A 25,085-nucleotide genomic window follows, 5' to 3' on the forward strand; every position below is an offset into this window, starting at 1 on the left:
TGGTGTAAGAATTCAGTGACACGGGAGACAGGCGCAGGTGAGGACCCTGCTGAGCTATCACGTCAGGCGCAGGTCTGTGACACAGGTGGCACCGTCGTCGGTGGTGGAAAACTCCGTGGTGCCGGTACGCCCCTGGTAGCTGACCTCAATCAGACCGGTGACATCATCGGGAAGCCAGAAGCCAATAAACCCGTTGTCGAAGGTGGTTGTCGCCTCGTCCACCAGCACCTCACCGGTCGCCTCATCGGTGATCGTGACCTGGATATCCTCATTGTTGAGTTCCCCCAGGCAGGTCGTGAGGCTGTGGTAGAAGCAGTCGTGGGTGGAGGTGAGATAGGGTGCGATCGAGACATACGTCTGATTGTCGGGAAGATCGACCACGACTTCCTGGTCACCGCTCGAGAGCAGCAGTTCATCGGCGCGCACTGAGGCGATCAAATCCGTGGGACGCTCAGTGACCTTCTGCCGGTCGAGGTGATCAATGATCTCCACCGCGCCCATGTCGGCCAGGCCATGGGTAGTCAGGAATGTATCCTGGGACACCGTCCCGTCGGCCGTGGGTTCCGGGTCGGCGGCCGAACACCCCGTGAGGGCGAGGGCAAGGGCGGCGACTGCGATCGCTGCTCGTTTCACGTCAATCTCCTTGGATCGTGGGTAGGACCGTGAGAAGACACCGCCTCAAGGTCGATGCCATACCTTTATCTAGCACGGGTGCCTGACGGACTAGAAATCAAAAACCCTGCTCACAGCTTTATAGCAGGGCGAAAAGAGGGTGAATTCGGTGAGCTGGGTCACCACCGGGACACCACCCCACAGCCGTGGGCGATGTCCTTCTACCCGCCCCGGGTATGCGGTGCTTGCAGTAAAATCCCTGGTGGCGCCTGCTGAACCGACCAGGGGAGGCGATGCCGCCGGCCCGGGGTGGGGCACAGGGGTGACGGCGGTCGAAGGGTTATATTTGAAGATTTGATGAAGATTCCCCGCCGGGCACTGAGCGAGGATGGTATTCCCCCCTGGCCGGAGCGATACTGGGGTCTATGGCTGACCACACACCGACCACCGCCACGCCCCCGGGGCGGGTGCTGGTCGTCGATGATGAACAACCCCTGGCTCAGATGGTGGCCTCCTACCTCATCCGGGCAGGCTTCGATACCCGTCAGGCGCACACCGGCACCCAGGCCGTGGACGAGACCCGTCGCTTTTCCCCCGATGTTGTGGTGCTGGATCTGGGGCTGCCCGAACTCGACGGCCTGGAGGTGTGCCGACGGATCCGCACCTTCTCGGACTGCTACATCCTCATGCTCACCGCGCGTGGCAGCGAGGACGACAAGATCAGCGGTTTGACCCTGGGGGCGGATGACTACATCACCAAACCTTTTAGCATCCGGGAACTGGTGACCCGGGTGCATGCAGTGCTGCGCCGTCCGCGCACCAGCACCACCCCACCGCAGGTGACCACCCCCTTGATCGTTGGTGACCTCATCCTTGACCCCGTCGCCCATCAGGTGCGGGTGGGGGAGACGACTGTGGAGCTCACCCGCACGGAGTTCGAGCTGCTGGTTGCCCTGGCCCTGCGCCCCGGCCAGGCGCTGACCCGCCACGACCTGGTCACCGAGGTCTGGGACACTACCTGGGTCGGTGATGAACGCATCGTCGATGTCCACATAGGCAACTTGCGTCGCAAGCTCGGCACCGACACCCGAGGCCGGGGGTTTATCGACACCGTGCGTGGCGTGGGCTACCGGGTGGGGCAGCCATGAATCACGGACCCGGCTTGACCTTCCGCTTCCTGGCCGCCCAGGTGTTGGTCGTGGTGATTAGCCTGATGGTGGCCGCGGCCGTGGCCACGACGGTGGGGCCGACCCTGTTCCATGATCATATGTTGATGGCCGGCCGGGAGGACCCCTCGCTGGAGCTGTTCCATGCCGAGCAGGCCTACCGGGACGCCAACCTGATCACCCTGGCCGTCGCCCTGCCCACTGCCTTGATCAGCGCCCTACTGGCCAGTCTGTGGTTATCGCGTCGCCTGCGCACCCCCCCTGCAGGATCTCACCCGCGCCGCTACCAGCCTGGCGGCCGGTAACTCCCGTATCCGCGTGCCCGCCGGAGAAGCAGGCCCCGAGGTCACCACCCTGGCGCATGCCTTCAACACCATGGCCGACCGACTGGAACACACCGAACAGGTCCGCCGCCAGATGCTCTCTGACCTGGCCCACGAAATGGGCACCCCCTTATCGGTGCTCACGGCCTACCTCGATGGTCTCCAGGACGGGGTCGTGGACTGGAATAATGCCGCCCACACAATCATGGCTGACCAACTCACCCGCCTGACCCGGTTGATGGAGGACATTGACGATGTCTCCCGGGCCCAGGAACACCGGATCGATTTGGACCTGGCGGAGGAAGGGCTCGGGGATCTGCTCCATACCGCCGCTGCTGCCGCGGGGGAAGCTTATGCTGACAAAGGCGTCGATTTACAGGTCGAGACCATTACGGACACCGCCCGGGTGCTCGTGGACCGGCAACGCTTCGGCCAGGTGATGAGCAACCTCCTGTCGAACGCGCTACGGCACACCCCGGCCGGCGGGCAGGTCCGGATCAGCGTCCACCGCCAGGGGGCGTCCACCGCGCTCATCCACGTCGCCGATGATGGCGAGGGCATCCCACCTGGCCAGCTCGGACACATCTTCGAACGCTTCTACCGGGGGGATGCCGCCCGCAGCCGGGACAACGGCGGGTCCGGTATCGGTCTGACCATCTCCAAGGCATTGATCGAGGCCCACGGCGGCACTCTCACCGCCACCTCCCCCGGACCCGGTCGCGGAGCGGTGTTTGCCCTCCGCCTCCCGATGTCCCCTCCCGACAGTGAGGGGGCTGCTCGGTGACCACACCCTGCCCCGCGTGAGGGCCGTGCCCTCCACTCCTTGAAAATATACCCCCCGGGGGTATACGCTAGAGAGCGGAATTGCCACACCCCACCGAACCGAAGGAGCCTTCCCATGATCACCTTCCCGCCCCGCCTCTTGCCGATGGCCTCCCACGGCTGCAACTGTTGCGGACCTGCCTCACGTGCCGACACCGCCTCCGTCCCTGCCGCCAGCGACTCGTCAGCAGGAGGGTCCTCCCTTAGCTACCAGATCACCGGCCTGACCTGCGGGCATTGCGCGAAAAGCGTGACCCAGGCCCTTCAGGGCCTCCCCCAGGTCGACGACGTCCAGATTGATCTCGCTGCTGGTGGTGTTTCCACCGTCACGGTCACCGGTGTCGTACCTCCGGAGATGGTTCGCCGGGCCATCGAAGAGGCCGGCTACACCGTCTTATCCTGATCGGTTTTACCCATCATCTCGACCCCGACCGGGTTGAGCGGAAAGGAACGTCATGAGCACTCTCCACCATTCCGGCGATCACCATGGTGATCACCCCGCTCCGGAAACAGACCACACCCACCACCCGGATCATGCCAGCCACGAACACCACGCAGACGCCGACACCCACGGCCAGGCGATGCCCCACGATCACCCGCACTCCGCCATGGACGAAGACCACCACGTTCATGGTCACGGCGAACACGCCGGACACAGCACCGCAATGTTTCGGGACCGCTTCTGGTGGTCGCTGATTCTGTCCATTCCCGTCGTTATTTTCAGCCCCATGGTCGCCCAGCTGCTCGGCTACCACCTCCCGGCATTCCCCGGATCCACCTGGATCCCCCCGGTGCTGGGCACGATCATCTTCGTCTACGGCGGAACGCCTTTCCTCAAGGGCGGATGGAACGAACTGAAATCCCGCCAACCCGGGATGATGCTCCTGATCGCCATGGCCATCACCGTGGCGTTTGTCGCCTCCTGGGTCACCACTCTGGGGCTGGGCGGTTTTGACCTGGACTTCTGGTGGGAGCTGGCCCTGCTGGTGACCATCATGCTGCTGGGCCACTGGCTGGAGATGCGTGCTCTCGGGGCTGCGTCCTCCGCGCTTGACGCGCTGGCTGCCCTGCTGCCGGATGAGGCCGAGAAAGTCATCGACGGGACCACCCGCACCGTGGCCATCTCCGAGCTGGTCGTCGACGACGTCGTGCTGGTGAGGGCCGGTGCCCGGGTGCCGGCCGACGGAACCATCATCGACGGAGCCGCCGAATTCGATGAGGCGATGATCACCGGCGAATCCCGTCCCGTCTTCCGCGACACCGGTGACAAGGTGGTCGCCGGTACCGTGGCTACCGACAACACCGTCCGCATCCGGGTGGAGGCTACCGGCGGGGACACCGCCCTGGCCGGGATCCAACGCATGGTTGCCGACGCCCAAGAGTCCTCCTCCCGGGCCCAGGCCCTGGCGGATAGGGCGGCAGCGTTGTTGTTCTGGTTCGCGCTGATCTCCGCTCTGATCACCGCGGTGGTGTGGACCATCATCGGCAGCCCGGACGATGCCGTGGTGCGCACGGTCACGGTGCTGGTCATCGCCTGCCCGCACGCCCTGGGCCTGGCGATTCCGCTGGTCATTGCGATCTCCAGCGAGCGGGCCGCGAAATCCGGGGTGCTCATCAAGGACCGGATGGCGCTCGAGCGGATGCGCACCATCGACGTGGTGCTCTTCGACAAAACCGGCACCCTGACCGAGGGTGCGCACGCGGTCACCGGTGTCGCAGCAGCTGTCGGCGTCACCGAGGGCGAGCTGCTGGCCCTGGCTTCCGCCGCGGAGGCCGACAGCGAGCACCCCGTGGCCCGCGCCATCGTGGCGGCCGCGGCCGCCCATCCCGAGGCCTCCCGTCGGCAAATGCGTGCAACTGGTTTCAGCGCCGCCTCCGGCCGGGGGGGTCCGGGCCACTGTCGATGGCGCTGAGATCCTCGTGGGCGGGCCGAACATGCTGCGCGAGTTCAACCTCACCACCCCGGCCGAGCTCACCGACACCACCAGCGCCTGGACCGGGCGTGGGGCCGGTGTGCTCCATATTGTCCGTGACGGTCAGATTATCGGTGCGGTGGCCGTCGAGGACAAGATCCGCCCCGAATCCCGAGCTGCCGTGAAAGCCCTGCAGGACCGCGGGGTGAAGGTCGCGATGATCACCGGTGACGCGCAGCAGGTGGCTCAGGCGGTTGGCCAGGACCTGGGGATCGATGAGGTCTTCGCCGAGGTCCTGCCCCAGGACAAAGACACCAAGGTCATGCAGCTGCAGGACCGGGGTTTGAGCGTGGCCATGGTCGGTGACGGTGTCAATGACGCCCCCGCTCTGACCCGCGCGGAGGTCGGTATCGCCATCGGTGCCGGCACGGATGTGGCCATGGAATCTGCCGGGGTGGTCCTAGCCAGTGATGACCCGCGGGCAGTGCTGTCGATGATTGAGCTGTCCCAGGCCAGCTACCGCAAGATGATCCAGAACCTGGTCTGGGCCTCTGGCTACAACATCCTCGCCGTGCCGCTGGCCGCCGGAGTGCTCGCCTCGATCGGGTTCGTGCTGTCCCCGGCCGTGGGCGCGATCTTGATGTCTGCCTCGACCATAGTGGTGGCCCTGAACGCCCAGCTGTTGCGCCGGATTGATCTGGACCCGGCCCACCTGGCTCCCACCAGTCCGAAGGAGTAACACACCACGCCTACTCCGAAATCCACCGCCGTCCACTGATCCATCACTTCTCTCCACTGACCCTGAACGGGCTTCACCATAAAGCGCACCCTTGTTCTTTCCGCTCTCGCCGTAGCCTCCACCCTGGCGCTGGCCGCCTGCGGTGAGGCCACCGACTCAGGCAACACCGACGCCACCACCTCGGCCACCAGCACTGCGACGACTACCGCTGAGACGACCGAGACCACCAGGGCGGCGACTGAGGAGGACGGGGAGATTTCCGCCGATCACAACGACGCGGACATCATGTTTGCCCAGATGATGATCCCCCGTCACAAGCAGGCCGTGGAAATGGGTGAGATGCTCCTGGCCAAGGAGGGCATCCCCGCCCAGGTCGTGGAGTTTGCCCAGGGGGTTATTGACGCCCAGGGACCGGAGATTGACCGGATGAACGCCATGCTCGAGGCCTGGGGACAGCAGCCGGTCACCGACTCTGGGGGGGCATGGGGACCATGGATGAGATAGGTGGAATGGATCACGGCTAGATGGGTGGCATGAGCGGGATGATGAGCCAGGAGGACATGACAGCCCTTGAGGAAGCCCAGGGCACCGGCGCCGCCCGCCTTTACCTGGAGCAGATGACCGCCCACCACGAAGGTGCGGTCGACATGGCCCGTGACGAGGTTGCTGACGGCCAGAATTCCCATGCAATCACCCTGGCCGAACAAATTATCAACGACCAGGAGGCCGAGATCGCCCAGATGCAGCAAATGCTCACTGACCTATGACAGGTCCCCGTCTTTTTCTGATCCCGAGGACAGGAATCTGAAAAAGAGGGATAACCGTGACGATTGCCACCTGCTGCGGGCGATGGGTCGTTGTCACCGCAGCAGGTGCACCGGGGTGGATGTTTCTACTCCTTCTGGTCGCACCACTGAGGAAAGGGGAAAGCCCCTGTGTCCAGACCCTTGGAGGACTACGCATTATTGTCCGATACTCACACGGCCGCCCTGGTCTGCCGGCAGGGCAGCATTAATGTTGGGGTGTCCCCCGAGTAGTGGACACGGCGTTGGTGTCAGTTAGGCAACGAGGCCTACGGTAGCAGCCGTCGTCGCGGTCTCGAAGGTTGTACTGCGATCCTAGCTATCGCTTTTTACTTCTTGTATCTACTCAATCTCTAGCAGCTTCTACTGTATGTCCATAGGGTAAAGGGTATTTAGCAACGACACGTCGTGGAGTTCAAGTTCAACGTTTAACGCGGGCAGCCGCCGCCGGATTCTCGGTGGCGATTCCGGCCCGAACCTCGGGGACATTCTCGCGCTTCCTCATCTACGTGAGCTCCGCGATTCCGGCCAGCTCACCGCTGCCCCCATCTTCGATAGTTTGAGCGAGCTCGACCACGACCATCTGATCTGGTGCACTGGTTTCCGTCCGGCCCTCGGCCCATTCCGCCATCTCATGCGCGGCCGCGAAACCGCGGTGAAGAATCTCCATCTAGTTGGTTACGGCAACTGGACCGGCGACGGCTCGGCAACCCTGATGGGTGTCGGGCCCTTTGCCAAATACACTGCCCAGGTAGTCGCGGGTCGTGTCGATGAAGCTCGGCATCAAAAGTTTTGAGGCGACGCTTGGTCCCTGAGCAGCTCGATCCTTCCAAGATCCGCACTGGAGAGTCAGCGCGCTGGGCGAAGGTATGTCTCAGCGTTTCGCTCGTGCAGCCCGCAGGCCGTTCAAGATCACGATGACTTCGGCGACTTCGTGTACCAACACGACGGCGGCCAGGCCCAGCACACCGCTGATCGCCAGTGGCATCAACACGATGATGATGGCCAGAGACAGCACGATGTTTTGGTTGATGATCCTGCTGCCTCGGCGGGCGTGCTGCAGCGCCTGCGGGATCAGTCGGAGGTCGTGGCCAGTGAAGGCGACATCAGCGGACTCGATCGCGGCGTCAGAGCCGGTTGCTCCCATCGCAATGCCCACCGTTGCGCCCGCCAGTGCCGGCGCGTCGTTGATGCCGTCGCCGATCATCGCCGTCGGCGTCTTGGAGGAGAGTTCGGCGACGATGCTTGCCTTGTCCTCCGGTCGCAGCTCGGCGCGCACGTCGTCGATTCCGGCGATTTCAGCCAGCGCCCGGGCGGTGCGAGTGTTATCGCCGGTGAGCATGCTCACTTCCACGGCGTTGTCGTGCAGGGACTGCACGGCATCGGGCACCTCGGGCCGCAACTCGTCGCGCACCCCGATTGCCCCGGCGATAGCGTCATCGACGGTGACTAGTACGCAGGTCTGGCCTTCGGACTCCATGCGCTCAACGTCCGCCTTCAGTGGCCCGGCGTCGATCCATCGGGGGCTGCCCACCAGCACCCGTCGGCCTTCGACGGTGCCGCCGATGCCATGACCGGCTTCCTCGCTGATATCCAAGGCGGTGGGCGCTTCGGGCTCCGCTGCCACAATCGCCGCGGCGAGGGGGTGCGTCGATTGCTGCTCAACCGCCGCCGCGAAGGAAAGCACCTGCGCCCGATCGAATCCTTCTGCCGGGACCACTCCGGTAACCTCGGGCTGGTTGCGGGTAAGGGTTCCGGTCTTGTCCACCGCTAGGTGACGGATGCTGCCGAGTCGCTCGAACGCTGCGCCGGACTTGATGACTACTCCGAACTGGCTGGCCGCGCCGATCGCGGCCACGACCGTCAGCGGCACGGAGATTGCCAGCGCGCACGGCGACGCTGCGACCAGGACCACCAGCGCACGGGTGATCCACGTCTCGGGGTCGCCCAGCAGCGAGCCGATCACGCCGACCAGCACCGCCAGGATCATCACCCCGGGCACTAGGGGTTGGGCAATTCGGTCGGCGATCCGGGCGCGGTCACCCTTCTCCGCCTGCGCCTGCTCGACGAGGTCGACGAGTGTGGTCAGCGAGTTGTCCGTTCCAGCTGCGGTCGTCTCGACCTCCAGCACACCGGTGGAGTTGATCGCTCCCGCGGGTACCTCGTCGCCGGGCGCAACCTCCTCCGGAATGGATTCTCCGGTGATCGCTGAGGTGTCAAGGCTGGAGCGTCCGGACCGAATGATGCCGTCCGTGGCGATCCGCTCCCCGGGGCGTACGACCATTAGCTCGCCAACCTCAAGGTCCTTCGCAGCGACCTCGGCCGTCGTACCGTCGCGCAGCACGGTCGCGGTTTGCGGTACCAGCTTCAACAGTGCCCGCAGTCCGCCCTGGGCCCGGTCCATCGCCTTGTCTTCCAGTGCCTCGGCGATCGAGTACAGGAACGCTAGCGCCGCGGCCTCTCCGACGTAACCGAGGATTACCGCGCCGACCGCGCTAATCGTCATCAGCAAACCAATGCCGAGCTTGCGCTTCGTGGCAAGGTTCCGGATAGCGCCGGGCGCGAACGTATACGCCCCTAGCAGCAGGCCGACCCAGAACAGTACTGTCGCGGGTGTCTCTAGCCCGGACCAGCCCAGCGCCAGACCTATGCAGAGGGCTACGCCGGAGAAGATTGGCAGTAGCAACTCGGGGTCCTTCCACCATGGCCGATCGAGATCTTCGATCTCCGTGGCTGGTTCGTGTTCACATCCACATGCTGAACTCATGCGTCCGCTCCTTTTCCGTCGCAGCCAGGCACCGAGCACTCCGGGTCGATGCACGGGGCGTTTTCGTCGACAGCCAACGTCGCGTTCACTAGCGCGTTGAGCGCTGTCGCGAGGTGCGGATCGGCGATTTCGTAGCGTGTCTTGCGGCCCTCCGGCTCGGCGACGACGATGCCGCAGTCACGCAAGCAGGTCAGGTGGTTCGAGACGTTCGAGCGGGTCAGGTCCAGGTCGCGCGAAAGCACGGCTGGGTAGCTCGGGCCGTCGAGTAGGGTCAGCAGGATTCTGGAGCGCGTCGGATCCGCCATGGCCCGGCCGAGCCGGTTCATGACGTCGAGGCGTGAAGCAATAGTCAGCATGGGGTGAACTATACAGCAATTACTGAACTATTCAACACGCGCTGAACTGACATTGAAGCGAAGAGCTTGCGGCCTGCAGGAATTATTCGATGGGATAGCCGGTAACTGGGCCTTCGTGATTCGGCTGCCAACCCAACGCGGGAGCGACGTGGGCGGCGAGGTTCTCCAGAATCTTCACGTTGACGTCCACGCCATCCCGCAAAACCTTTACGTGTTTCCACGCGCCCATATGTTCTCTGTGTACTGACGTAATTACTGTTTTCTGATTGTTGCAGGCTAACGAGAAAGTAACTTTGCAACTACATACCGTCGAGTTTAAGTTCAACATCTAGGTCCGTGACAAGTCGGTAGCACGTTTTTCGATTCGACGCTTTGGGGCACTACCGGGGTTCCCGGTGGTCTTCTTGGGTTGTGCGGTTCAGATTTCCTAACCTAAAACTCGTTTGAGCGTGCTATCCGCTGGTGTGCCGCCGATGCTGCTGCTCATAAGGGGCGGGCGCTCCATGAATACAAGGCGTAGGTCGCGCCTGAGGTCAGGCCGAGGCGGATGCCGTGGCTGACTGGGGCGTAGTCCGAGCATCCGCACCCCGGCCTTTGGTGTATGCGCTAGCCCCGCTCGGGGTAGCGCACGAGGAGATCGTTGCCGATGACTGCGCCGTCGTTGAGCGTTGCCTCGCTCACCTTCGCCCCGGCTGCACCCAGGCCCATAATGTGGCCAACCTCGTCACCGTGGGCGATGAGGTGGTCGGCGATGATACGCCGGTGGCACCGCCACCACACTGCCTCGGAGCACATGATTACGGTGGGGGTTTCGGCGGCGTTTGCCCGTAGCTGCGAGAGCGCGTCCGAGAACTCCTCGCCCAGCGCATGGTCGGCGTAATTGTGGAAACTGCGGTTACGCCAGTTGCCGTTAACCTCAAACGGCACCGAGTGTGACACGTTGCGCCGCCCGGTGAGGCCCTCGCTTCTGCTGTAGGTGATGCCACATGTGGGAAGGTGTTCGCCGTTGAACCACGGGTACTTCCTGGACCCGGGCAGCTTGCGCACATCCACGATGGATGCCACACCGGCAGCCTTAATCATTTTAGCGAAGTCCTCAAACTCGAGGTTGGAGTGGCCCACGGTGAAAATGCGCATGTCGCCAATGCTACGCGCCCAGCGGGTACCCCCACATCGGCGTCCAGATATCGTGCATCGGTAGGTGGTCGGACCGGTAGAACGGGGGGGGGTAGGCAGGACGTTTAATGCATTCGCGCCCGCCTTTGCGCGGCATCAATCCTATTCACGGCCGAGCGTTCCGCACGGACCGTTCGTTTAAGTTTCAACGGGTCGCTTGGGGCGACAGCGGAAGCCTGAATTAACCGTATATGGGGCGAATCCCATGTATGTCTTGTTAAAGGACGCTGCTGCACGAGGAACGGGGGCTGAGGTTACCTGGTGTGCACTCTAGCTTTGCCACACATAGCCGGGTGTGGTGGTTTTTAGCTGCTATTCACGAATGAGAAGGTGACTTTGCAACGACACGTCGTGGAGTTCAAGTTTAACGTTGAGCGTTATTGATGCTTCGCGTTATGGCGGTCGCGTGAGTCGTCACCTTAGAAGGCGGCCTCACGACTACAGGCTCGACAGCGCTACTCGTCATGCTGATTTCTTTGCGATGCCGCGGGTGCGCCATCAGACTCTTCATGCTGAATGCGTGCGGCATGCAGTCGGGCGTGGGCGATGGCGTCGAGAGTGTTGTCGAAGACGTGATTCTCGTGCGCAAGTTGGTCGAATACGCCGAGTTCGCGCAACGCCGGAATATGTTCGGGCTTCGTGGCTGCGAGCAAGACCCTGGTACCGTGGCGTTCGAGGCGCCCAATCGTGTCGGCGAGCATCTGGGCGCCGGTGGCGTCGATCGTCGTAACGTAGCGCATGCGGAGCACGACAACCTTGACCGACGAGACATCAGCGAGCTCGAGGAGGAAATCGTGCGCTGCACCAAAGAAGAGGGGGCCTTCCATACGGAAGGCGGCGATGTGCTCGTCGAGAAGCTCACGCTCCTTGTCGCGGTGGTCTCCCTCGTCTAGCGGGGCGGCTTCCAGCACCGCCGTGCGGGCGGTATCGCGCAGTGCGAAGAAGCCCGCCATAACAAGGCCGATGAGTACGGCGACGACAAGGTCGAACACGACGGTGGCGGCAGCCGTGATGAGCAGGGTGGCCCCGTCGCCCTTGGTGGCGCGCATCACCGAGCGGAGGTTCCGCAGGTGGATCATCTGAATCGCTGTGGCGATGAGCACGCCGGCGAGCGCGGCGAGAGGAATCTCGCCCACCCACCGGGCCGCGACGAGTACGGCGACGAGCAGGAGCAGCGAATGGAACACCGCTGCCAGGCGTGTGCCTGCGCCTGCCCGCACATTGACGGCAGTTCGGGCGATCGCGGCGGTCGCGGGAATCCCGCCGAACAGGGGCGCGACGACGTTGGCCACGCCCTGTCCGAAGAGCTCGCGGTCGGGATCGTGCCGGTCGCCAACAGTCATTGCGTCGGCAACCGTCGCAGATAGTAACGATTCCAACGCGCCGAGAGCTGCGACGGCGACTGCTGCCAACAGAAGCGAATCCAGGTGCTCCCACGGGATCTGTGGCCAGCGCGGAGCAGGCAACGTCGACGGGATGTAGCCGATTGTCTTCAGGCTGCTGTCTGCCAGCATGTTGATGGCCGTCGCGGCAGCTACCAACACCAGCGCCGCGGGGAAGCCGCTACGAACGCGCGCAGCAAGCACGATTCCAGCCGCCACTGCAATGGTCAGCACGGGCGCCTGCCATGCCGGAGCGTCCAACTAAGCTTTGATCGAGCCCCACGCCAACCCGAGGACTTTCTCGCCGTCCACGTCAACACCAAGTGCTGCGGGCAGCTGTTGGAGGCCGATGATTAACGCAATACCGGCGGTGAAACCTTCGACGACAGGTAGTGGCATGTACTTCATCGCGCGGCCAGCGCCGGTGAACGCCAACAAGAGCAGCATGAGCCCTGCCAGCACGCCGACGACGAGTACCCCATCGGCACCATGGTTGGCCACGATGGGGATTAACACGACGGTCATTGCGCCGGTCGGGCCGCTTACCTGGACATTGCTACCGCCGAAGATCGCGGCCAGGATGCCCGCGACGATGGCCGTCGTAATTCCGGCCGCCGCACCGACACCGGACGCTACGCCGAAGCCGAGCCCGAGGGGGAGTGCGACGAGGGCCACCATGAGGCCTGCCGATAGGTCGCGCCCGATTGTCGCGCGGGACCAGTCCGAGCGGCGCGGTGCGAAACGCAGGGCACGCGGCCGGATGTCCATCCTAGAGACGGCGCGTGGGTGGGGCATGCTCTTTTCTTGCTCCTTCAAGGCTCAATGACACTCAAAGGATACACACGGTGCAATCCTCCGACGGTCACATTCCCGGTTCTGGCCGAGGCCTTATGTCGACGGAATAAAACTTCCTGACCTGGCGGGTGTTCCCTGGAGCGTTGTCGCGGTGCTTGGAATGACGCGTATGAGCCGGTGTCCGAAGAGCAGATAGCCCAGGAGAATCGGTACCAGTGCCATACAGAGCGCGACACCACTGCTCATGGGACGGCCCGACGGCGGGCTGGGGGGGGGCGAGGGCCGGCTACCGGATCCGGGCTTTCGCGGCGACGAGCAGCAGGGTGGCATGGTCGACTTCGCCGTTTTTGATCTCGCGATTGAGCTTGTGTAGCACCACAGGGCAGCGCAGGCAGCGGATGCCGGATTTACAGCACTTCTTCTTCGGCGTCATCGCAGCCAGTTTAAAGGGGTCCTTGCCGGCGAGCTTTTTCGCGGCTTTGGCCTCGGCCTTCGAGTATTCGGGCAGACGTAGCGAGGTCGTTGCCGCAGCCTTTTTCTTGGCTTTGGCGGAGTCCTTCTTCTTGCCCTTGTGGCCTTTCTTGCCGTTGGCCATGCGCGTTCCCTTCGTCGCGAATTTTCCCGAATTAGGTTAGCGTCACCTCATGCAATGTGGGGAGGCGTGGGTGCCTGGCGGGTGTAATTGGGTGTTGCTTGACGACGGCTTGCTTGTCGGCCAGTGTCGCAGCGGTAATTGACGGCCAAAGGACGCAAAATCGACCAAAACGACTCAGATCTGTTCGCTGTGACCTGCGGAAATGGCGAGCGGTAGTGAGTTGTGTCGGCGACGGGCGCTCCTCGGCGTGCAGGAGTTCATTGTGCGACAGATTGGACAGCAACAAGCCCGCTAGGAGATTGCGAAGCCAGATGCTGGTTCTGGCTTTTCGACGGGCTCGCCAGCCTCGTCGACCATCCAGTCAATTTCCAGCTCTAGCCCGCGCTCGATGCCGGTACGCTTTCGGGAATCGACGACTTCTATCGTGGTATTAAACGATGTCGGCATAGTCATCGTCACCGCGGACTCGCCAGTGCCGAGAGTCATTTCCCCGGCGCGGATGCGAGCTGCCAGCGTCTCCAGCAAACCAGCGAGCTCGTCGCGACTGAAGCTTGTCTTGCTCTTCACCAGCTTTTGATTCTTCGGGGGCGTAGTCTTTTTAGGTTTCGGTGCCGTGTCTTTACTTACCTTTCCAGCCGTGTCGGTATTTGTGCAGCGTGGAGAATTGGCCGTCACTCCACACTGTCTTTGAAGATGGTCTAGAGAGCTTTCAGGAATCCTGCCCATCCCCATTATCCCAATAAAAAGGTGTTTTTAACAGGAGAAATAATAAGAGGCTAGAAATTCCTATAGGTAGGTTATAAATTGTGGAAAATCCTTACGCTATGCTCTGGAGTGCAAGGTCCTGAGTGCCTTAGGTGAAGAGCTCTAGTAATGGCGCTCTTCGTCAGTGCTTCAAGTGGGTCGACCGACAGCAATAGGGGAGGAGTAAACGTCACATGGTGTCACCCGACAACATCCTGATGTACCTTCTGCCTGAGCAAGAGGCGCAAGTAAGAGAAATCTTTGCGCAACTCGCAGAGAGTGGCTTTCCGCAGCAGAATCAGAAGCCGCACATCACAGGCACCTTCGCGCCGACCATGCGCCCAGCGGTAATTCAACGAGCAGCCGAAATTCTCCCACCGCTTATGCCAGCGGAGTTTCGCAGAGTGGGAACGGTCATCTTCGGCACCAAGAGTAAGCAGACTGTTGCCTGGTTGCTGGAAACCAGCGATGAGCTGGAAGAGGCCGTCCGCGAAATCAGCCGTCTCAATCCTGATGGGCGTGGCTCCCGTTGGATTCCGCACCTGACCATGGGCCTGAGAATTCCGCGGGATATTGTGCCGGACTACGTGCGCGCACTTGACGAAATAACGAACCCGCACCTTAAAACTCTCAACGCGCCACGAGCTGCGTTCTGGAGTCCCAAAGTGCAGGAATTAACGGAGTTCTAGGGAGACTCCAGTACTTGTGTGCTGCTGTTCCTCAGCGATTGCGTCCCGCTATTTCGCAAAAACTGTGGTTTCAGAAAACAGTAGGCTAAGAAGAAAAACTAAGCAGCATCCATAATCTTCTTTGCCTGGGCATCGAAGACCTCCAAGGCGCGCTTCTTTGCTGCTTCCTTAGACTCCGGAGCTGCCTCTGGAATCTGCATGGGATCCGTCGTGTTTTCCATGTTGCCAGTTGGTACATCCGGAGTCGGGGCGGCGGACACCATTACCATTACGCCATTGACGATCCCGACAATGTCGTAGCTGGTGGCCGTAGTATCCGTGCCACCGGCGTTGATGTTCGCACTGGTCTCGTGTGCAGTGAACTCAGCTGGCTTGACGGAAAGATTTGGCTCCCACTTTTCTCGGTGCAGTTTCATTGTGGTCGTCATGTCCATGTCATTGAACATGTCCTGCATCTCAGGAGAAATCTCCTGACCTTCCATGGAGTCTTTCAGAATGTCGGAAGCATCCATCGTAGCCGTCACGTCGGAGCACTTTTCGAGGCTGTCCTCGTACTTTTGGTACGCCTCAGGATTCTTCAATATCGAGACGCTGACAGTGACGTTCTCTTCCTTAATGTCCGTGTAAGCGCCGGCAGCATTCTCCAATTCCTCAGTTGAGTTGGTGAAAGTGGCGCATTCGGCCGGTTCAAACTTCATGGAATCTTCCGAAAACATCTCCATGGCATCTTTGAACCCGGTGATCTTGTTTCCGGAGAAGTCCGCCCCTTGAACTTCATTTGTGAGCAGGAGCTGATCCTCGGCTGCAGCAGGAGCTGACCCATCTGCTTTCGTCATCTTGCTGGTCGACTCTTTGCCTGCCTCACCACCGGCATTGCTGCTTTCTTCCCCCGAGCCACATGCGGTGAGCAGGGCGGCGCTTGTACAACCTGCGACAACGGTTGCCGCAATTTTCTTCCACATTCCAGAGCTGCGCTGCTTCATGATTCCTCATTCCATCGAGCTGAATTTCAACAACCTATGCAACCCGCCCAGGAGCCCTGGGCCGGAGCCAAGCTTTTGTGAAAGAAAGAATACAAGAGCTCGTCTCAGCACGCTTCCCAAAAACAAGAATTTCAGTCGCGTCTGCTTTACGATGCTCCGTCGGACCTCACCGCAGACTGCGCAACCTTTGCCACGGGATACATGGATACCAATGCAATAATCGCACCGAAGATGAAAACGGGCACAAACCCGAATTTCGGCGCTGCGAAAGAAATAACAAAAGGAGCGAAGAAACCAACATAGGTCAGCGAATAGTAGATAGCGGTGGCAGCGCCCAACTCGGCTGGCGGTGCGATAATTTGCACTTCGCGGAGGCCGGAGACCATCATTACGCCGTACGCGGCACCGAGGGTCAGAGCGGCGGGGAAAACGCTCCACACGTTCTGGGTGAGTGCGACGATGAGGCTGAGCAGCATTCCGACCGTCGTTAAGCCAAGACCGAAAATAGCTGGCGGGATAAAGCTGCTGGAACTGATTCGAGTGACCAGTGGTTGCACCAGAACGCCGGTGCCCATCGTGATGCAGGCGATGAGTCCGGCAAAGGCAATGGGGTAGCTGGATTCGGCGATTGTCGGAAGGACGACGAACGATGTGCACGCGGCACCGAAGACCCACGGTGCCCAAGCGGCGACTGCCCACAGGAATCTCGGGCTTAGGGTGGCAGAGGAGAAGAACCGTTGCGGGGTGTCGCTGGGCGCTGAGGTTGGCAGTCCGCCGGAGGCGTTCCATGTCAATGGTGCGATGCTAAGCAGCAGCGCGAGATGAACAAGATAGGGGATGACGTCGGGACGGGGAGCAAACTCCGCGACCAACCCGGAAGCCAGGGGACCGAGGGAGAACCCGGCGGAGAGCGCAACGGTTGCGCGCCGGGCGGAAATTTGAGGTGCGACGGGCGCAATCTCTTTGATCCACGAGGCGCCGGCGGCCATTACCATACCCATCGAAATGCCGACGACAAGGCGTCCTATCAGCAGTGATGGGAAGTGGAACCAGACGCCGGTGGGTAGGACGACGGAGCCGGCGGCAGAGGTTATGAGTGCGGGCCGGATGATGGCGCGACGGCCGAGCCGGTCGGAAAGTGGGCCGCAGACGAGTAGCGCCGGGATGAGCCCTGCGACGTAGATGGCGAAGAGAAAGGTGACCTGGGACTGGTTGAGAGCATCGGTTATTCGATACGCGGGCAGGAGTGGGGCAAAGAGGTTGGCGCCAAATGCAACAGCGAACATGCCCAGGGCTACCCGAATCCAGTCTCGTGCCACGATCTGCCTCCTGTCGACTTCTCTCCTGTGGGGGGGATAAAACAGTGTGTCAACAAGAATAGGCCAGCTAGCAAACGCTAGCTGGCCTTTCGAGTTACTCGGGTTACCATCCCAAGCCAGTCGCTCTAGTTATTGGCGGCACCGAAAAACGCGGTAATCGGTGAGAAGAATCCCTTAGACTTCTTTGCCTTCTTAGCTGCCTTAGTCCTGCCAAGAATACGCTCAGAGATGCGGTCGGTAAGAACCCCTACCAGCTTGCCGCTGCTGACGACGGGCAACTCGCTGCGACGCCCGTCGATAAGCTGGCGAGCCCTGATGGCAGCTGGATCCTCGGGCTTGACGAAGACCTTCACAGGAGCGCCGACGGTGTTCATATAGGCATCGCGGTCGGCGTATTCGCGGAGTTCCTTCAGCGTAATGTCGCTGGTCAGGTAGCCTTCATCGTCGACGAGGAAGACACAGGTATCGTCATCGAGACGAGCAAATTCAGCTGCGTAGGTGCTCAGTGCCTCACCGACAGTGATGTCCTCCGGCAGCGCAATGTAAGAATCCGTCATGTGCATGCTTACGGTGTCAGGCAGGAGGCTGTACGGGCTGATTGAAGATTTCGGCTTGAAGAAGTTGGCGATGGTGTTCTGTGTCTGTGTCATTGTGGATCCTTTTCCAGGTATCCCAGCTCCTTTGCTAGGAGGGAATTTCTGTTGATTGAAAAATTATGGCTCCTTCGCCTAAGAGTGTTGGCAATGTAATACCGTAACTAAAGGTGGCCACTTCAGATGGACCCTTGCCTCGGGAGTCTTTCGAAACTCTCGATAAAGTGCAGGGCAGCGGCCTATGTAGATATAGGAGCCTTACCTAACGAGGTTGTTCGCTACGCAAAGGTTAACACAAGGTTACGTACGCAGTAAAGAGGAATGAACGAAAAGCTTCCTAAAGGTGGCGGAAGCTACAAGCCCATGAACTCTAGAATTGCTGGCCATTCGGCATCGGCTTGCGCCCGGCCGAGCTCGTAGTTGTGTATCAGCTTCGACCGCTTCCGCTCCGCCTTTGTGATGCTCATATTATTTGCGTAGAAAACATATGCTTGGCCTTTTCGTTCAAGCTCAGCAGCCCAATCGAGGGAGGTGTTGTAGCGCTCGTGCCTGGTGATAAGTAGCTCAGCCACCACCGGGTTACTGCGGAAAATCTGCCGCAGCAGCTGTGGGCGCTTAGGGGCGGTGCGGCGGAATCCCTTCGGACGGGTCAGAACGATGAGGAACTTCTTAAAGCCGTCGGCTTCTGCGGCATCGATTGGGATACCGCCTGATGATCCCAGTGCACCGTCGACGAAGGGAACGCCATCAATATAGGGCATACGCATGACGCCCGGAATCGTCGAACTGGCGCGAGTGTACTTCATCAGCGTGGGTAGATCTGGGATATTGTCCGGCCCCCAGTTGATGGTCTCGCCCGTATCCGCTCGGACAGCAGAAATCCGATAGGGAGTTGGATTGTTCTTAAAAGTCTCGTAATCCAGGGGCATGGCGCCGTCGGGAAGCCCCGCGTCTTCATAGATGTACTCGGCATCGAAATAGCCGCGTCCGCGCAACATTGGGCGCCAGCCGCTGCTGGCCGGCTGTGCAATGAAGTCAGTGAAGCTATTTATGGAGCGCTGGATATCCCGGGAAAGGTAATTGACTACGTGAGAGGCACCGGCGCTTACCCCGCCGACCCAACCGACATCGATGTCCTCGCGAAGTAGCCGTTCGACGAAAGGTGCCGTGTAACTATTGCGAGTCCCTCCGCCCTCGAAGACTAATGCTACATCGCTGACCTGCATTTATATCCCTCCGGTTGTTATCGCGCTGCTGTCTTTCGGGGGTTACGATTGTTCAAGACTACCCGAACCACCATATTGGATTTCGGTTAGCGTAGTTTACGGCGCATCCTGGATGATGACCGGCAGCAGCCCCTCGCCCATATCTGGGTTCGGCAGTACGCCCTCCGGGTCGTAGAACAAGATCTCCTTGCCCTCGTGGCTCAGACGTCGCATCGCTTCCAGAATCAAGGTGCGCCCCACCGGGTTGACAACGCCAACGCGGCTGACGTCGAAGACAACTTCGCTTTCCGACGGTGTGGAAGTCGCCAACCTGTTGAGAACAATCTCGGCCGCAGTGAAGTTGACTGGCCCCTGAATCTCGATGATCGAGCGGCCATTGCTGACGCGCGTACCGCGCAGCGCACGCGAACCAATCGCATCGGCATCCATGAGATGAAGGCCCAAATCTTCGGAGAGCTTCCGGAAGATGGCAATGCTGCGGACGCTGTTGCCGTGGTCGTTCAATCGCGGTGAAAAGGCTGCGAGACCCGCCTGTCCAGGCAGCGCGCCCAGCAAGCCGCCGGCGACACCGCTCTTGGCGGGAATTCCGACTTCGGTAAACCATTCACCGGCCTCGTCGTACATGCCGGCAATAGCCATCACGGACAAGACTCGGCGAACAACCGAGCGGCCGAGCACAGTCTGGTTGGTAACCGGGTTAACGCCGCCGTTGGCCAACACTGCGGTCATCATGGCGACATCGCGGGTGTTGACCAGCACGGAGCACTGTGCGGTGTAGCCGCGGACAGCATCGTGGGGCGTGGTTTCGATAAAACCGTAAGCTGCCAGCATATGCGCGATGGACATGTTTCGATGCGCGGAGTCCATTTCGCTTTCATAGGCGTCGTAGTCAACGCGGAGCTTGCGGCCAGCCAAAGTTGAGAGAAGCTCCACCATGTGCTTGGTGCGAGTCTTCCAGTTGGCACCTGGCTGGCATACGAACTGGTTGATCGCCAGTGCGCCGACGTTAATCATCGGATTCTTTGGTCGGTGCGTGCCTTGCTCCAACGACAATTCGTTGAAGGCCTCACCGGAAGGCTCGGTGCCCACAATACTGTCGATTTTGTCTTTGCCGTGCTCAGTGATGGCTGCGGCATAAGCGAAGGGCTTGGACATCGACTGAATCGTGAATTCAGTATCGGTGTCGCCCGCGGTGTTGGTGCGGCCTGACACCGTGGTCATAGCTAGTGCCAGGCGGTCGGGATCAGCTTCAGCAAGGGTGGGAATATAGTCCGCCACCTCGCCAGACTCATCGGGGCGGACGGATTCGACGATTTCGGAAAGGTAATCTTTGATCGGCGTTTTCATCAGATTTTGCTAAGCATCTTTCCTGGGAAAGGTAATCCCGGTTGAGTCAGTGGAGTCCCGTTCGAACCTACACCAGGCAAGGCCGGCCACTGATGCTCACCTCTGTGCACTCTCACCGTGCGCGCCGGAAAAATCAGCATATCCTGGGGTATGTGAAATTCCTCAACAATCAGTCCGTGCCCTACGAGCTGACCTACAGCGATGTGTTCATGGTGCCGTCGAAGTCATCCGTCGGCTCTCGCATGGGTGTCGATTTGTCCACTAATGATGGCACCGGCACAACCATTCCGATTGTGGTGTCCAATATGACGGCTATCTCCGGGCGCCGGATGGCCGAAACCACCGCCCGCCGAGGCGGAATTGCCATCCTGCCGCAGGACGTTCCAGCTGATATTGCCGCTGAGACTATTCGCAAGGTCCAGTCCGCTGGGCTGGTTTTCGACACCCCGATCGTCGTCAAGCCTCACCACACCGCGGGGTATGCGCGCCATCTTCTGCCGAAGCGCGCGCACGGTGCGGCAGTGGTGGTGGAAGACAACAAACCGGTTGGTCTGATCACCGGCCGTGATCTGGCGGGCGTTGACAACTTTGCGCAGGTGGGGACGCTCATGTCCACTTCGCTATTTACGCTTCCGGTTGACATTGAGCCCCGTGACGCCTTCGACCAGCTCACTGCATCCGGGCGCAAGCTCGCTCCGGTGGTGGACGCCGATGGTGCGCTGGTGGGTATTCTCACGCGTAAGGGCGCGCTGCGTGCGACGCTTTACAAGCCCGCTGTTGACGCTGAGGGAAAGCTGCGCGTCGGTGCGGCGCTCGGCATCAACGGTGATGTTGAAGGGCGCGCGAAGACACTGCTCGATGCAGGCGTCGACGTGCTCGTTGTCGATACCGCGCACGGTCATCAGGAATCGATGCTCCGTGCTTTACGACGAGTCCGCGCGCTCAACCCGCCTGTGCCAATTGCCGCTGGCAATGTCGTGACCGCCGATGGTGTTCGCGACCTAGCGGAGGCGGGAGCCGACATTATTAAGGTCGGCGTCGGTCCGGGTGCGATGTGCACAACCCGAATGCAGACCGGTGTTGGGCGTCCACAGTTCTCCGCCGTGCTCGAATGCGCTGCAGCTGCTCGTGAATGCGGCGTGCATATCTGGGCTGACGGTGGAGTGAAGGATCCCCGCGATGTTGCGCTTGCGTTGGCTGCGGGTGCGTCCAACGTGATGATTGGCTCGTGGTTTGCCGGCACTTTCGAGTCCCCAGGAGATGTCCAGAAGGACGTCGACGGGCGCATGTTCAAGGAGTCCTTTGGCATGGCTTCACACCGTGCGGTGGAGAGCCGAAATGCGCAGGTAGAGGCCTTTGAGAAGGCCCGGCGTGAGATGTTTGAAGAGGGCATCTCGACTGCGAAAATCTACCTGGAGCCCGGCCGCGAAGGTGTGGAAGACCAGATCGATCGCATTATCTCGGGTGTACGTTCGTCGTTTACATACGCGGGTTCGGCCACCATCGAGCAGTTCGCTGAGCGGGCAGTGGTGGGAATTCAATCCGCTGCGGGCTTTGCGGAAGGAATGCCGAGGGCGACGCGTTAGCCGTCGTCAAGCCTCTCGGGGCTAAACCGACTAGCGGCGCTGCCGGCCAATTGGTAGGTATGTAAAGACGTTGTTAGGACGTGTTTAGTACCACGTGTGAGATTGGGGAGGGGCTGGCGACTATGGGTCGGCAGTTAAGAGAAAACAGTGCTGTAACGGAGGCCGGATTGGGAACAGGAAACGGTGCTAGAGCAGGAAGCGGGAACGCATTTTTCGCTCGCGCCCGCGTTACTGATTCCGATTTGTGCCCGTGCGGTGGGGGACTCTACGGGCAGTGCTGTGGCCCGCTGCACCGCGGTGAGCGGGAGGCTTTGACCGCAGCTGAGCTGATGGCAGCGAGGTACAGCGCTTACGCTGCCCACGAGGTGGATTACATCTGGCGGACGTGGCATCCGCGGTACCGCCCGGAAGTTATCAATGTCGATGACGGTGTCGAATGGGAAGGACTCACCATCATCAACACTGTCGATGGTGGCGAGGACGACCGCGAAGGCATCGTGGAATTTGAAGCGGCCTTTCATGACCATGACGGTGTCGGCACGATGCACGAGCGTTCCCGTTTTGTTCGTCGTGCGCGACGTTGGGTCTACGTCGACGGCGAGGTCACCTACTCCTAAGCGTCAGCTTTCCTTGGCAGAGGCCTTCGCTGCATTTTCCTGGTCAGACTTGTCGTGCTTGCCGTGGTCGAATGGCAGCACGGCGACAATCGCCACAATGATTGCACCCCAGATGGTGCCGAAAATCAGTGAGCCGGTGGTGTTGGCCAACCAGCCGAGGAAGCCGCCGGTAAACAGCTGCTCAAGGTTGTGGACTAGCTGGTAGGGGAGGTGCCAGCCCAGCTCGTCGAGACCGACCACCATGATGTGGCCACCGACCCACAACATGGCAAACGTGCCGATAATGCCGATCGTGTTCAGAACGATTGGCATGGCTTTGACCAGCGCCGCACCAAACTTGCTGATACCGGCTGACTCCTTGGACTGCAGGTGCAGGCCAATGTCATCAATCTTGACCAAGAAGCCCACCACGCCGTAGACCGCAAGCGTGATGATGAGTGCCACCACGATAAGAATCAGCGCGCGGTTGAGCAGCGGCTGATCAGCGACCTCATTGAGAGAAATCACCATGATTTCCGCAGAGAGAATTAAGTCGGTGAAAATTGCAGACTTCACCAGCGAATCTTCATTCTGCGGTGTGCGGTTGGTCGCCGCCTCCATCCGTTCCTGCTCAGTCTGATCGGGAGAGATCCGGTGCTTAATCTTCTCCCAGACCTTTTCCATGCCCTCAAAGCACAGGTATGAGCCACCGAGCATCAAAATCGGCGTCAGCGCCCAAGGCAGAAACTGACTGAGCAGCAGCGCAATCGGCAGAATAATGACAATTTTATTTACCAAGGAGCCCTTGGTGATACGCCAAATAATCGGCAGCTCGCGTTTCGGCGAGACACCATCGACGAATTTAGGCGTCACCGCAGCGTCGTCAACCACAACACCGGCGGCTTTAGCGCTAGCTTTGCCGGCCGCAGCCGCAATATCGTCTGTTGTTGCCGCTGCAGCCCGTGCAATCGTGGCAACGTCGTCAAGCAGCGCGACAAGTCCGCCTGCCATAAAAACCTCCCGCATTGGAGGACGCGACTAAGAGCCGACGTCGTATCAAAGGATTATCGAAACGATTCTAACCGCTACACCGGATTGACTCTTTGTTGTCGGTAGCTTGTTGAAGTCTTGTCGATAGTTAGCGTGCTCCTCTGAATGTGAGCACGTGGCAAGATATAGGCCATGAACGCTTCCTTCTCCGAAATCTACCGACAGGTCAACGCGGGCAACGCCGATAACGCGGACAACGAGTCAGATACCAGCAACGATGCCGGCTCCGAGGAACAACAACGCCCGGCGCGTCCCCGCATGGCACTGATAGTCGTCGACGCTCAGAATGATCTTTCCGCCGGCGGCGCACTTGCCGTCGACGGTGCTGAGGCAGCGTACACCGCTACCTATCTGCATGTCGCGGGCACAGCGAACAAGTACTCGGTTCTTGCGACCACCCGTGACAATCACATCGCCCCAGGCACTCACTTCTCTGAAACCCCGGATTACGTCGATACCTGGCCGAAACACTGTGTCGCAGGTACCCCGGGTGCGGAAATTCACCCCGGCATGCAGCGCGCTATTGCGTTTTTTGAGCAGCTCAACCCCGCTGCTGTGCGCATCGATGTTACGAAAGGGGAGTACGCCGCCGCCTACTCCGGTTTCGAGGGAACAACGGAGGCTGACGTTTCGCTTGCCGACGCTCTCCGCGCCTCTGACATCGAAGAAATCGATGTGGTGGGTGTTGCGACTGACCACTGCGTCCGCGCCACTGTGCTGGATGGTCTCAAGGAGGGTTTTTCCGTCCGCGTTTTGAGCAATCAGGTCGCGGCGGTGGACCCGGAGCGCGGCAAGGCTGCACTAGCGGAATTGGCCGCGGCGGGCGCGACTGTGGTGTAGTGCTGCTACGTTAACCGTCAAACTATCCGCCTAGCCGCTCAGCTAGGTGCCTCGGCAGCCACCTAGTTAAAAGTCACCATATCCAGGTCGACCTCGCGGAGGTGGCGGTGGTTGGACGCTGTTTCCACATAACGCCCTGCATGGGCGATGAAGCCCTCTGCTTCCTCAGCCGAGAGTTGACGACGCACCTTGGCGGGAACGCCTGCAGCCAGTGATCTGGGGTCGATGACCTGATCTTCTAATACCACGGCACCTGCGGCAATGAGGCTGCCAGCGCCGATATGGGAACGTGAAAGCAGGGTGGACTTCATGCCGATGAGGCAACCATCTTCAACCGTGGTGCCGTGGACCAAAGCCATGTGTCCGACGGTGACATCATCGCCGAGAATTGTGGGCACGCCTCGGTCGACATGGACCGTGGAGTTGTCTTGAATATTGGTGCGCTGGCCAATGCGAATCGGTGCGACGTCACCTCGGAGAACAGAACCGTAGAACACGGAGCTATCCGCACCGATTTCGACATCACCGATAATGACCGCGCCGGGCGCAATCCAGGCGCTGGAATGAATACGTGGGGTCTTATCTTGGTAGGTGAGAATGAGCGGAGTGTTCATCATACAAACCAATATAACTGTCACCTGAGGTCAGCGTAAGAAAAATTCT

The 25,085-nt window shown here is 60.5% G+C and carries 21 protein-coding genes and 5 pseudogenes; 10 read left to right on the forward strand and 16 right to left on the reverse strand.

Annotated elements, in window-relative coordinates; genetic code table 11:
• Positions 1-57: 57 nt before the first annotated feature.
• Positions 58-633 (reverse strand): CueP family metal-binding protein, encoded by a 576-nt coding sequence (locus I6J19_RS05900; protein WP_038626118.1) that lies wholly within the window; start codon positions 631-633, stop codon positions 58-60.
• A 404-nt stretch (positions 634-1,037) separates the two neighbouring features.
• On the opposite strand from I6J19_RS05900, the gene I6J19_RS05905 reads away from it, so the two are divergent.
• From I6J19_RS05905 to I6J19_RS10990, 6 genes and pseudogenes are all read left to right on the forward strand, one after another.
• The gene (locus I6J19_RS05905; protein WP_038626116.1) at positions 1,038-1,760 is read left to right on the forward strand and encodes a response regulator transcription factor; all 723 of its coding nucleotides are present in this window, start codon (positions 1,038-1,040) and stop codon (positions 1,758-1,760) included.
• Positions 1,757-2,885: pseudogene (locus I6J19_RS05910) on the forward strand (sensor histidine kinase). Before I6J19_RS05905 ends, I6J19_RS05910 begins: the two are co-directional and overlap by 4 nt.
• A gap of 114 nt (positions 2,886-2,999) precedes the next feature.
• Positions 3,000-3,326, forward strand: coding sequence for a heavy-metal-associated domain-containing protein (locus tag I6J19_RS05915; protein ID WP_038626111.1), 327 nt, complete (start codon positions 3,000-3,002; stop codon positions 3,324-3,326).
• A 52-nt stretch (positions 3,327-3,378) separates the two neighbouring features.
• A pseudogene (locus tag I6J19_RS05920) lies at positions 3,379-5,575 on the forward strand (copper-translocating P-type ATPase).
• 78 nt (positions 5,576-5,653) lie between these two features.
• Positions 5,654-6,342, forward strand: a pseudogene (locus tag I6J19_RS10985) (DUF305 domain-containing protein).
• 493 nt (positions 6,343-6,835) lie between these two features.
• Positions 6,836-7,174, forward strand: a pseudogene (locus I6J19_RS10990) (pyridine nucleotide-disulfide oxidoreductase); the annotation flags it as partial.
• Between the two features lie 78 nt (positions 7,175-7,252).
• Here the strand turns inward: I6J19_RS10990 and I6J19_RS05935 are convergent.
• From I6J19_RS05935 to I6J19_RS05965, 8 genes and pseudogenes are all read right to left on the reverse strand, one after another.
• Positions 7,253-9,145, reverse strand: a complete 1,893-nt coding sequence (locus tag I6J19_RS05935; RefSeq protein WP_038626109.1) for a heavy metal translocating P-type ATPase — start codon at positions 9,143-9,145, stop codon at positions 7,253-7,255.
• Complete coding sequence (gene cmtR / locus I6J19_RS05940) at positions 9,142-9,501, reverse strand: Cd(II)/Pb(II)-sensing metalloregulatory transcriptional regulator CmtR (protein WP_005510636.1); 360 nt, start codon at positions 9,499-9,501, stop codon at positions 9,142-9,144. The genes I6J19_RS05935 and cmtR overlap by 4 nt, the downstream gene beginning before the upstream one ends.
• A gap of 82 nt (positions 9,502-9,583) precedes the next feature.
• Complete coding sequence (locus I6J19_RS05945) at positions 9,584-9,730, reverse strand: hypothetical protein (protein ID WP_038626104.1); 147 nt, start codon at positions 9,728-9,730, stop codon at positions 9,584-9,586.
• Positions 9,731-10,107: 377 nt separating this feature from the next.
• Entirely contained in the window at positions 10,108-10,638 is a 531-nt protein-coding gene (locus I6J19_RS05950) for a DUF488 domain-containing protein (RefSeq protein WP_038626102.1), read from the reverse strand.
• 494 nt (positions 10,639-11,132) lie between these two features.
• Positions 11,133-11,756 carry an STAS domain-containing protein gene (locus I6J19_RS10995; protein WP_338078363.1) on the reverse strand — a complete coding sequence of 208 codons (624 nt, stop codon included), beginning with the start codon at positions 11,754-11,756 and terminating at the stop codon, positions 11,133-11,135.
• Positions 11,745-12,854 (reverse strand): annotated as a pseudogene (locus I6J19_RS11000) (SulP family inorganic anion transporter); the annotation flags it as partial. The gene I6J19_RS10995 and the pseudogene I6J19_RS11000, both read right to left, overlap by 12 nt.
• Positions 12,855-13,140: 286 nt before the next feature.
• Entirely contained in the window at positions 13,141-13,449 is a 309-nt protein-coding gene (locus tag I6J19_RS05960; RefSeq protein ID WP_038626100.1) for a hypothetical protein, read from the reverse strand.
• 291 nt (positions 13,450-13,740) lie between these two features.
• Positions 13,741-14,016, reverse strand: coding sequence for an amphi-Trp domain-containing protein (locus I6J19_RS05965; RefSeq protein ID WP_038626098.1), 276 nt, complete (start codon positions 14,014-14,016; stop codon positions 13,741-13,743).
• Positions 14,017-14,387: 371 nt separating this feature from the next.
• Here I6J19_RS05965 and I6J19_RS05970 point away from each other — a divergent pair, with 371 nt between their 5' ends.
• The gene (locus I6J19_RS05970) at positions 14,388-14,882 is read left to right on the forward strand and encodes a 2'-5' RNA ligase (RefSeq protein ID WP_038626096.1); all 495 of its coding nucleotides are present in this window, start codon (positions 14,388-14,390) and stop codon (positions 14,880-14,882) included.
• Between the two features lie 98 nt (positions 14,883-14,980).
• On the opposite strand, the gene I6J19_RS05975 is transcribed toward I6J19_RS05970, so the two are convergent.
• From I6J19_RS05975 to I6J19_RS05995, 5 genes are all read right to left on the reverse strand, one after another.
• Positions 14,981-15,865 carry a hypothetical protein gene (locus I6J19_RS05975; protein ID WP_038626094.1) on the reverse strand — a complete coding sequence of 295 codons (885 nt, stop codon included), beginning with the start codon at positions 15,863-15,865 and terminating at the stop codon, positions 14,981-14,983.
• A 146-nt stretch (positions 15,866-16,011) separates the two neighbouring features.
• A complete protein-coding gene (locus tag I6J19_RS05980) occupies positions 16,012-17,184 on the reverse strand; it encodes an MFS transporter (protein WP_052155537.1) in 1,173 nt (390 codons plus the stop codon).
• 125 nt (positions 17,185-17,309) lie between these two features.
• Complete coding sequence (locus I6J19_RS05985; protein ID WP_049181300.1) at positions 17,310-17,834, reverse strand: CBS domain-containing protein; 525 nt, start codon at positions 17,832-17,834, stop codon at positions 17,310-17,312.
• A gap of 296 nt (positions 17,835-18,130) precedes the next feature.
• Complete coding sequence (locus I6J19_RS05990) at positions 18,131-19,003, reverse strand: patatin-like phospholipase family protein (RefSeq protein WP_187402478.1); 873 nt, start codon at positions 19,001-19,003, stop codon at positions 18,131-18,133.
• Positions 19,004-19,099: 96 nt separating this feature from the next.
• Entirely contained in the window at positions 19,100-20,350 is a 1,251-nt protein-coding gene (locus I6J19_RS05995; protein ID WP_038626081.1) for a glutaminase, read from the reverse strand.
• A 152-nt stretch (positions 20,351-20,502) separates the two neighbouring features.
• Here I6J19_RS05995 and I6J19_RS06000 point away from each other — a divergent pair, with 152 nt between their 5' ends.
• Together I6J19_RS06000 and I6J19_RS06005 are read left to right on the forward strand one after the other, a co-directional pair.
• Positions 20,503-21,936, forward strand: a complete 1,434-nt coding sequence (locus I6J19_RS06000) for a GuaB1 family IMP dehydrogenase-related protein (protein WP_038629110.1) — start codon at positions 20,503-20,505, stop codon at positions 21,934-21,936.
• 80 nt (positions 21,937-22,016) lie between these two features.
• A complete protein-coding gene (locus I6J19_RS06005; RefSeq protein ID WP_311199638.1) occupies positions 22,017-22,553 on the forward strand; it encodes a YchJ family protein in 537 nt (178 codons plus the stop codon).
• Positions 22,554-22,556: 3 nt separating this feature from the next.
• Here the strand turns inward: I6J19_RS06005 and I6J19_RS06010 are convergent, their stop codons facing one another.
• Positions 22,557-23,543 carry a DUF808 domain-containing protein gene (locus tag I6J19_RS06010; protein WP_038626080.1) on the reverse strand — a complete coding sequence of 329 codons (987 nt, stop codon included), beginning with the start codon at positions 23,541-23,543 and terminating at the stop codon, positions 22,557-22,559.
• A gap of 171 nt (positions 23,544-23,714) precedes the next feature.
• On the opposite strand from I6J19_RS06010, the gene I6J19_RS06015 reads away from it, so the two are divergent.
• The gene (locus I6J19_RS06015) at positions 23,715-24,422 is read left to right on the forward strand and encodes an isochorismatase family protein (RefSeq protein ID WP_081913956.1); all 708 of its coding nucleotides are present in this window, start codon (positions 23,715-23,717) and stop codon (positions 24,420-24,422) included.
• Positions 24,423-24,484: 62 nt separating this feature from the next.
• On the opposite strand, the gene I6J19_RS06020 is transcribed toward I6J19_RS06015, so the two are convergent.
• The gene (locus I6J19_RS06020) at positions 24,485-25,039 is read right to left on the reverse strand and encodes a gamma carbonic anhydrase family protein (RefSeq protein WP_038626077.1); all 555 of its coding nucleotides are present in this window, start codon (positions 25,037-25,039) and stop codon (positions 24,485-24,487) included.
• Positions 25,040-25,085 lie beyond the last annotated feature (46 nt).

Origin of the sequence: Corynebacterium amycolatum (assembly GCF_016889425.1) — a bacterium.
Classification (GTDB): Bacteria; Actinomycetota; Actinomycetes; order Mycobacteriales; family Mycobacteriaceae; genus Corynebacterium; species Corynebacterium amycolatum.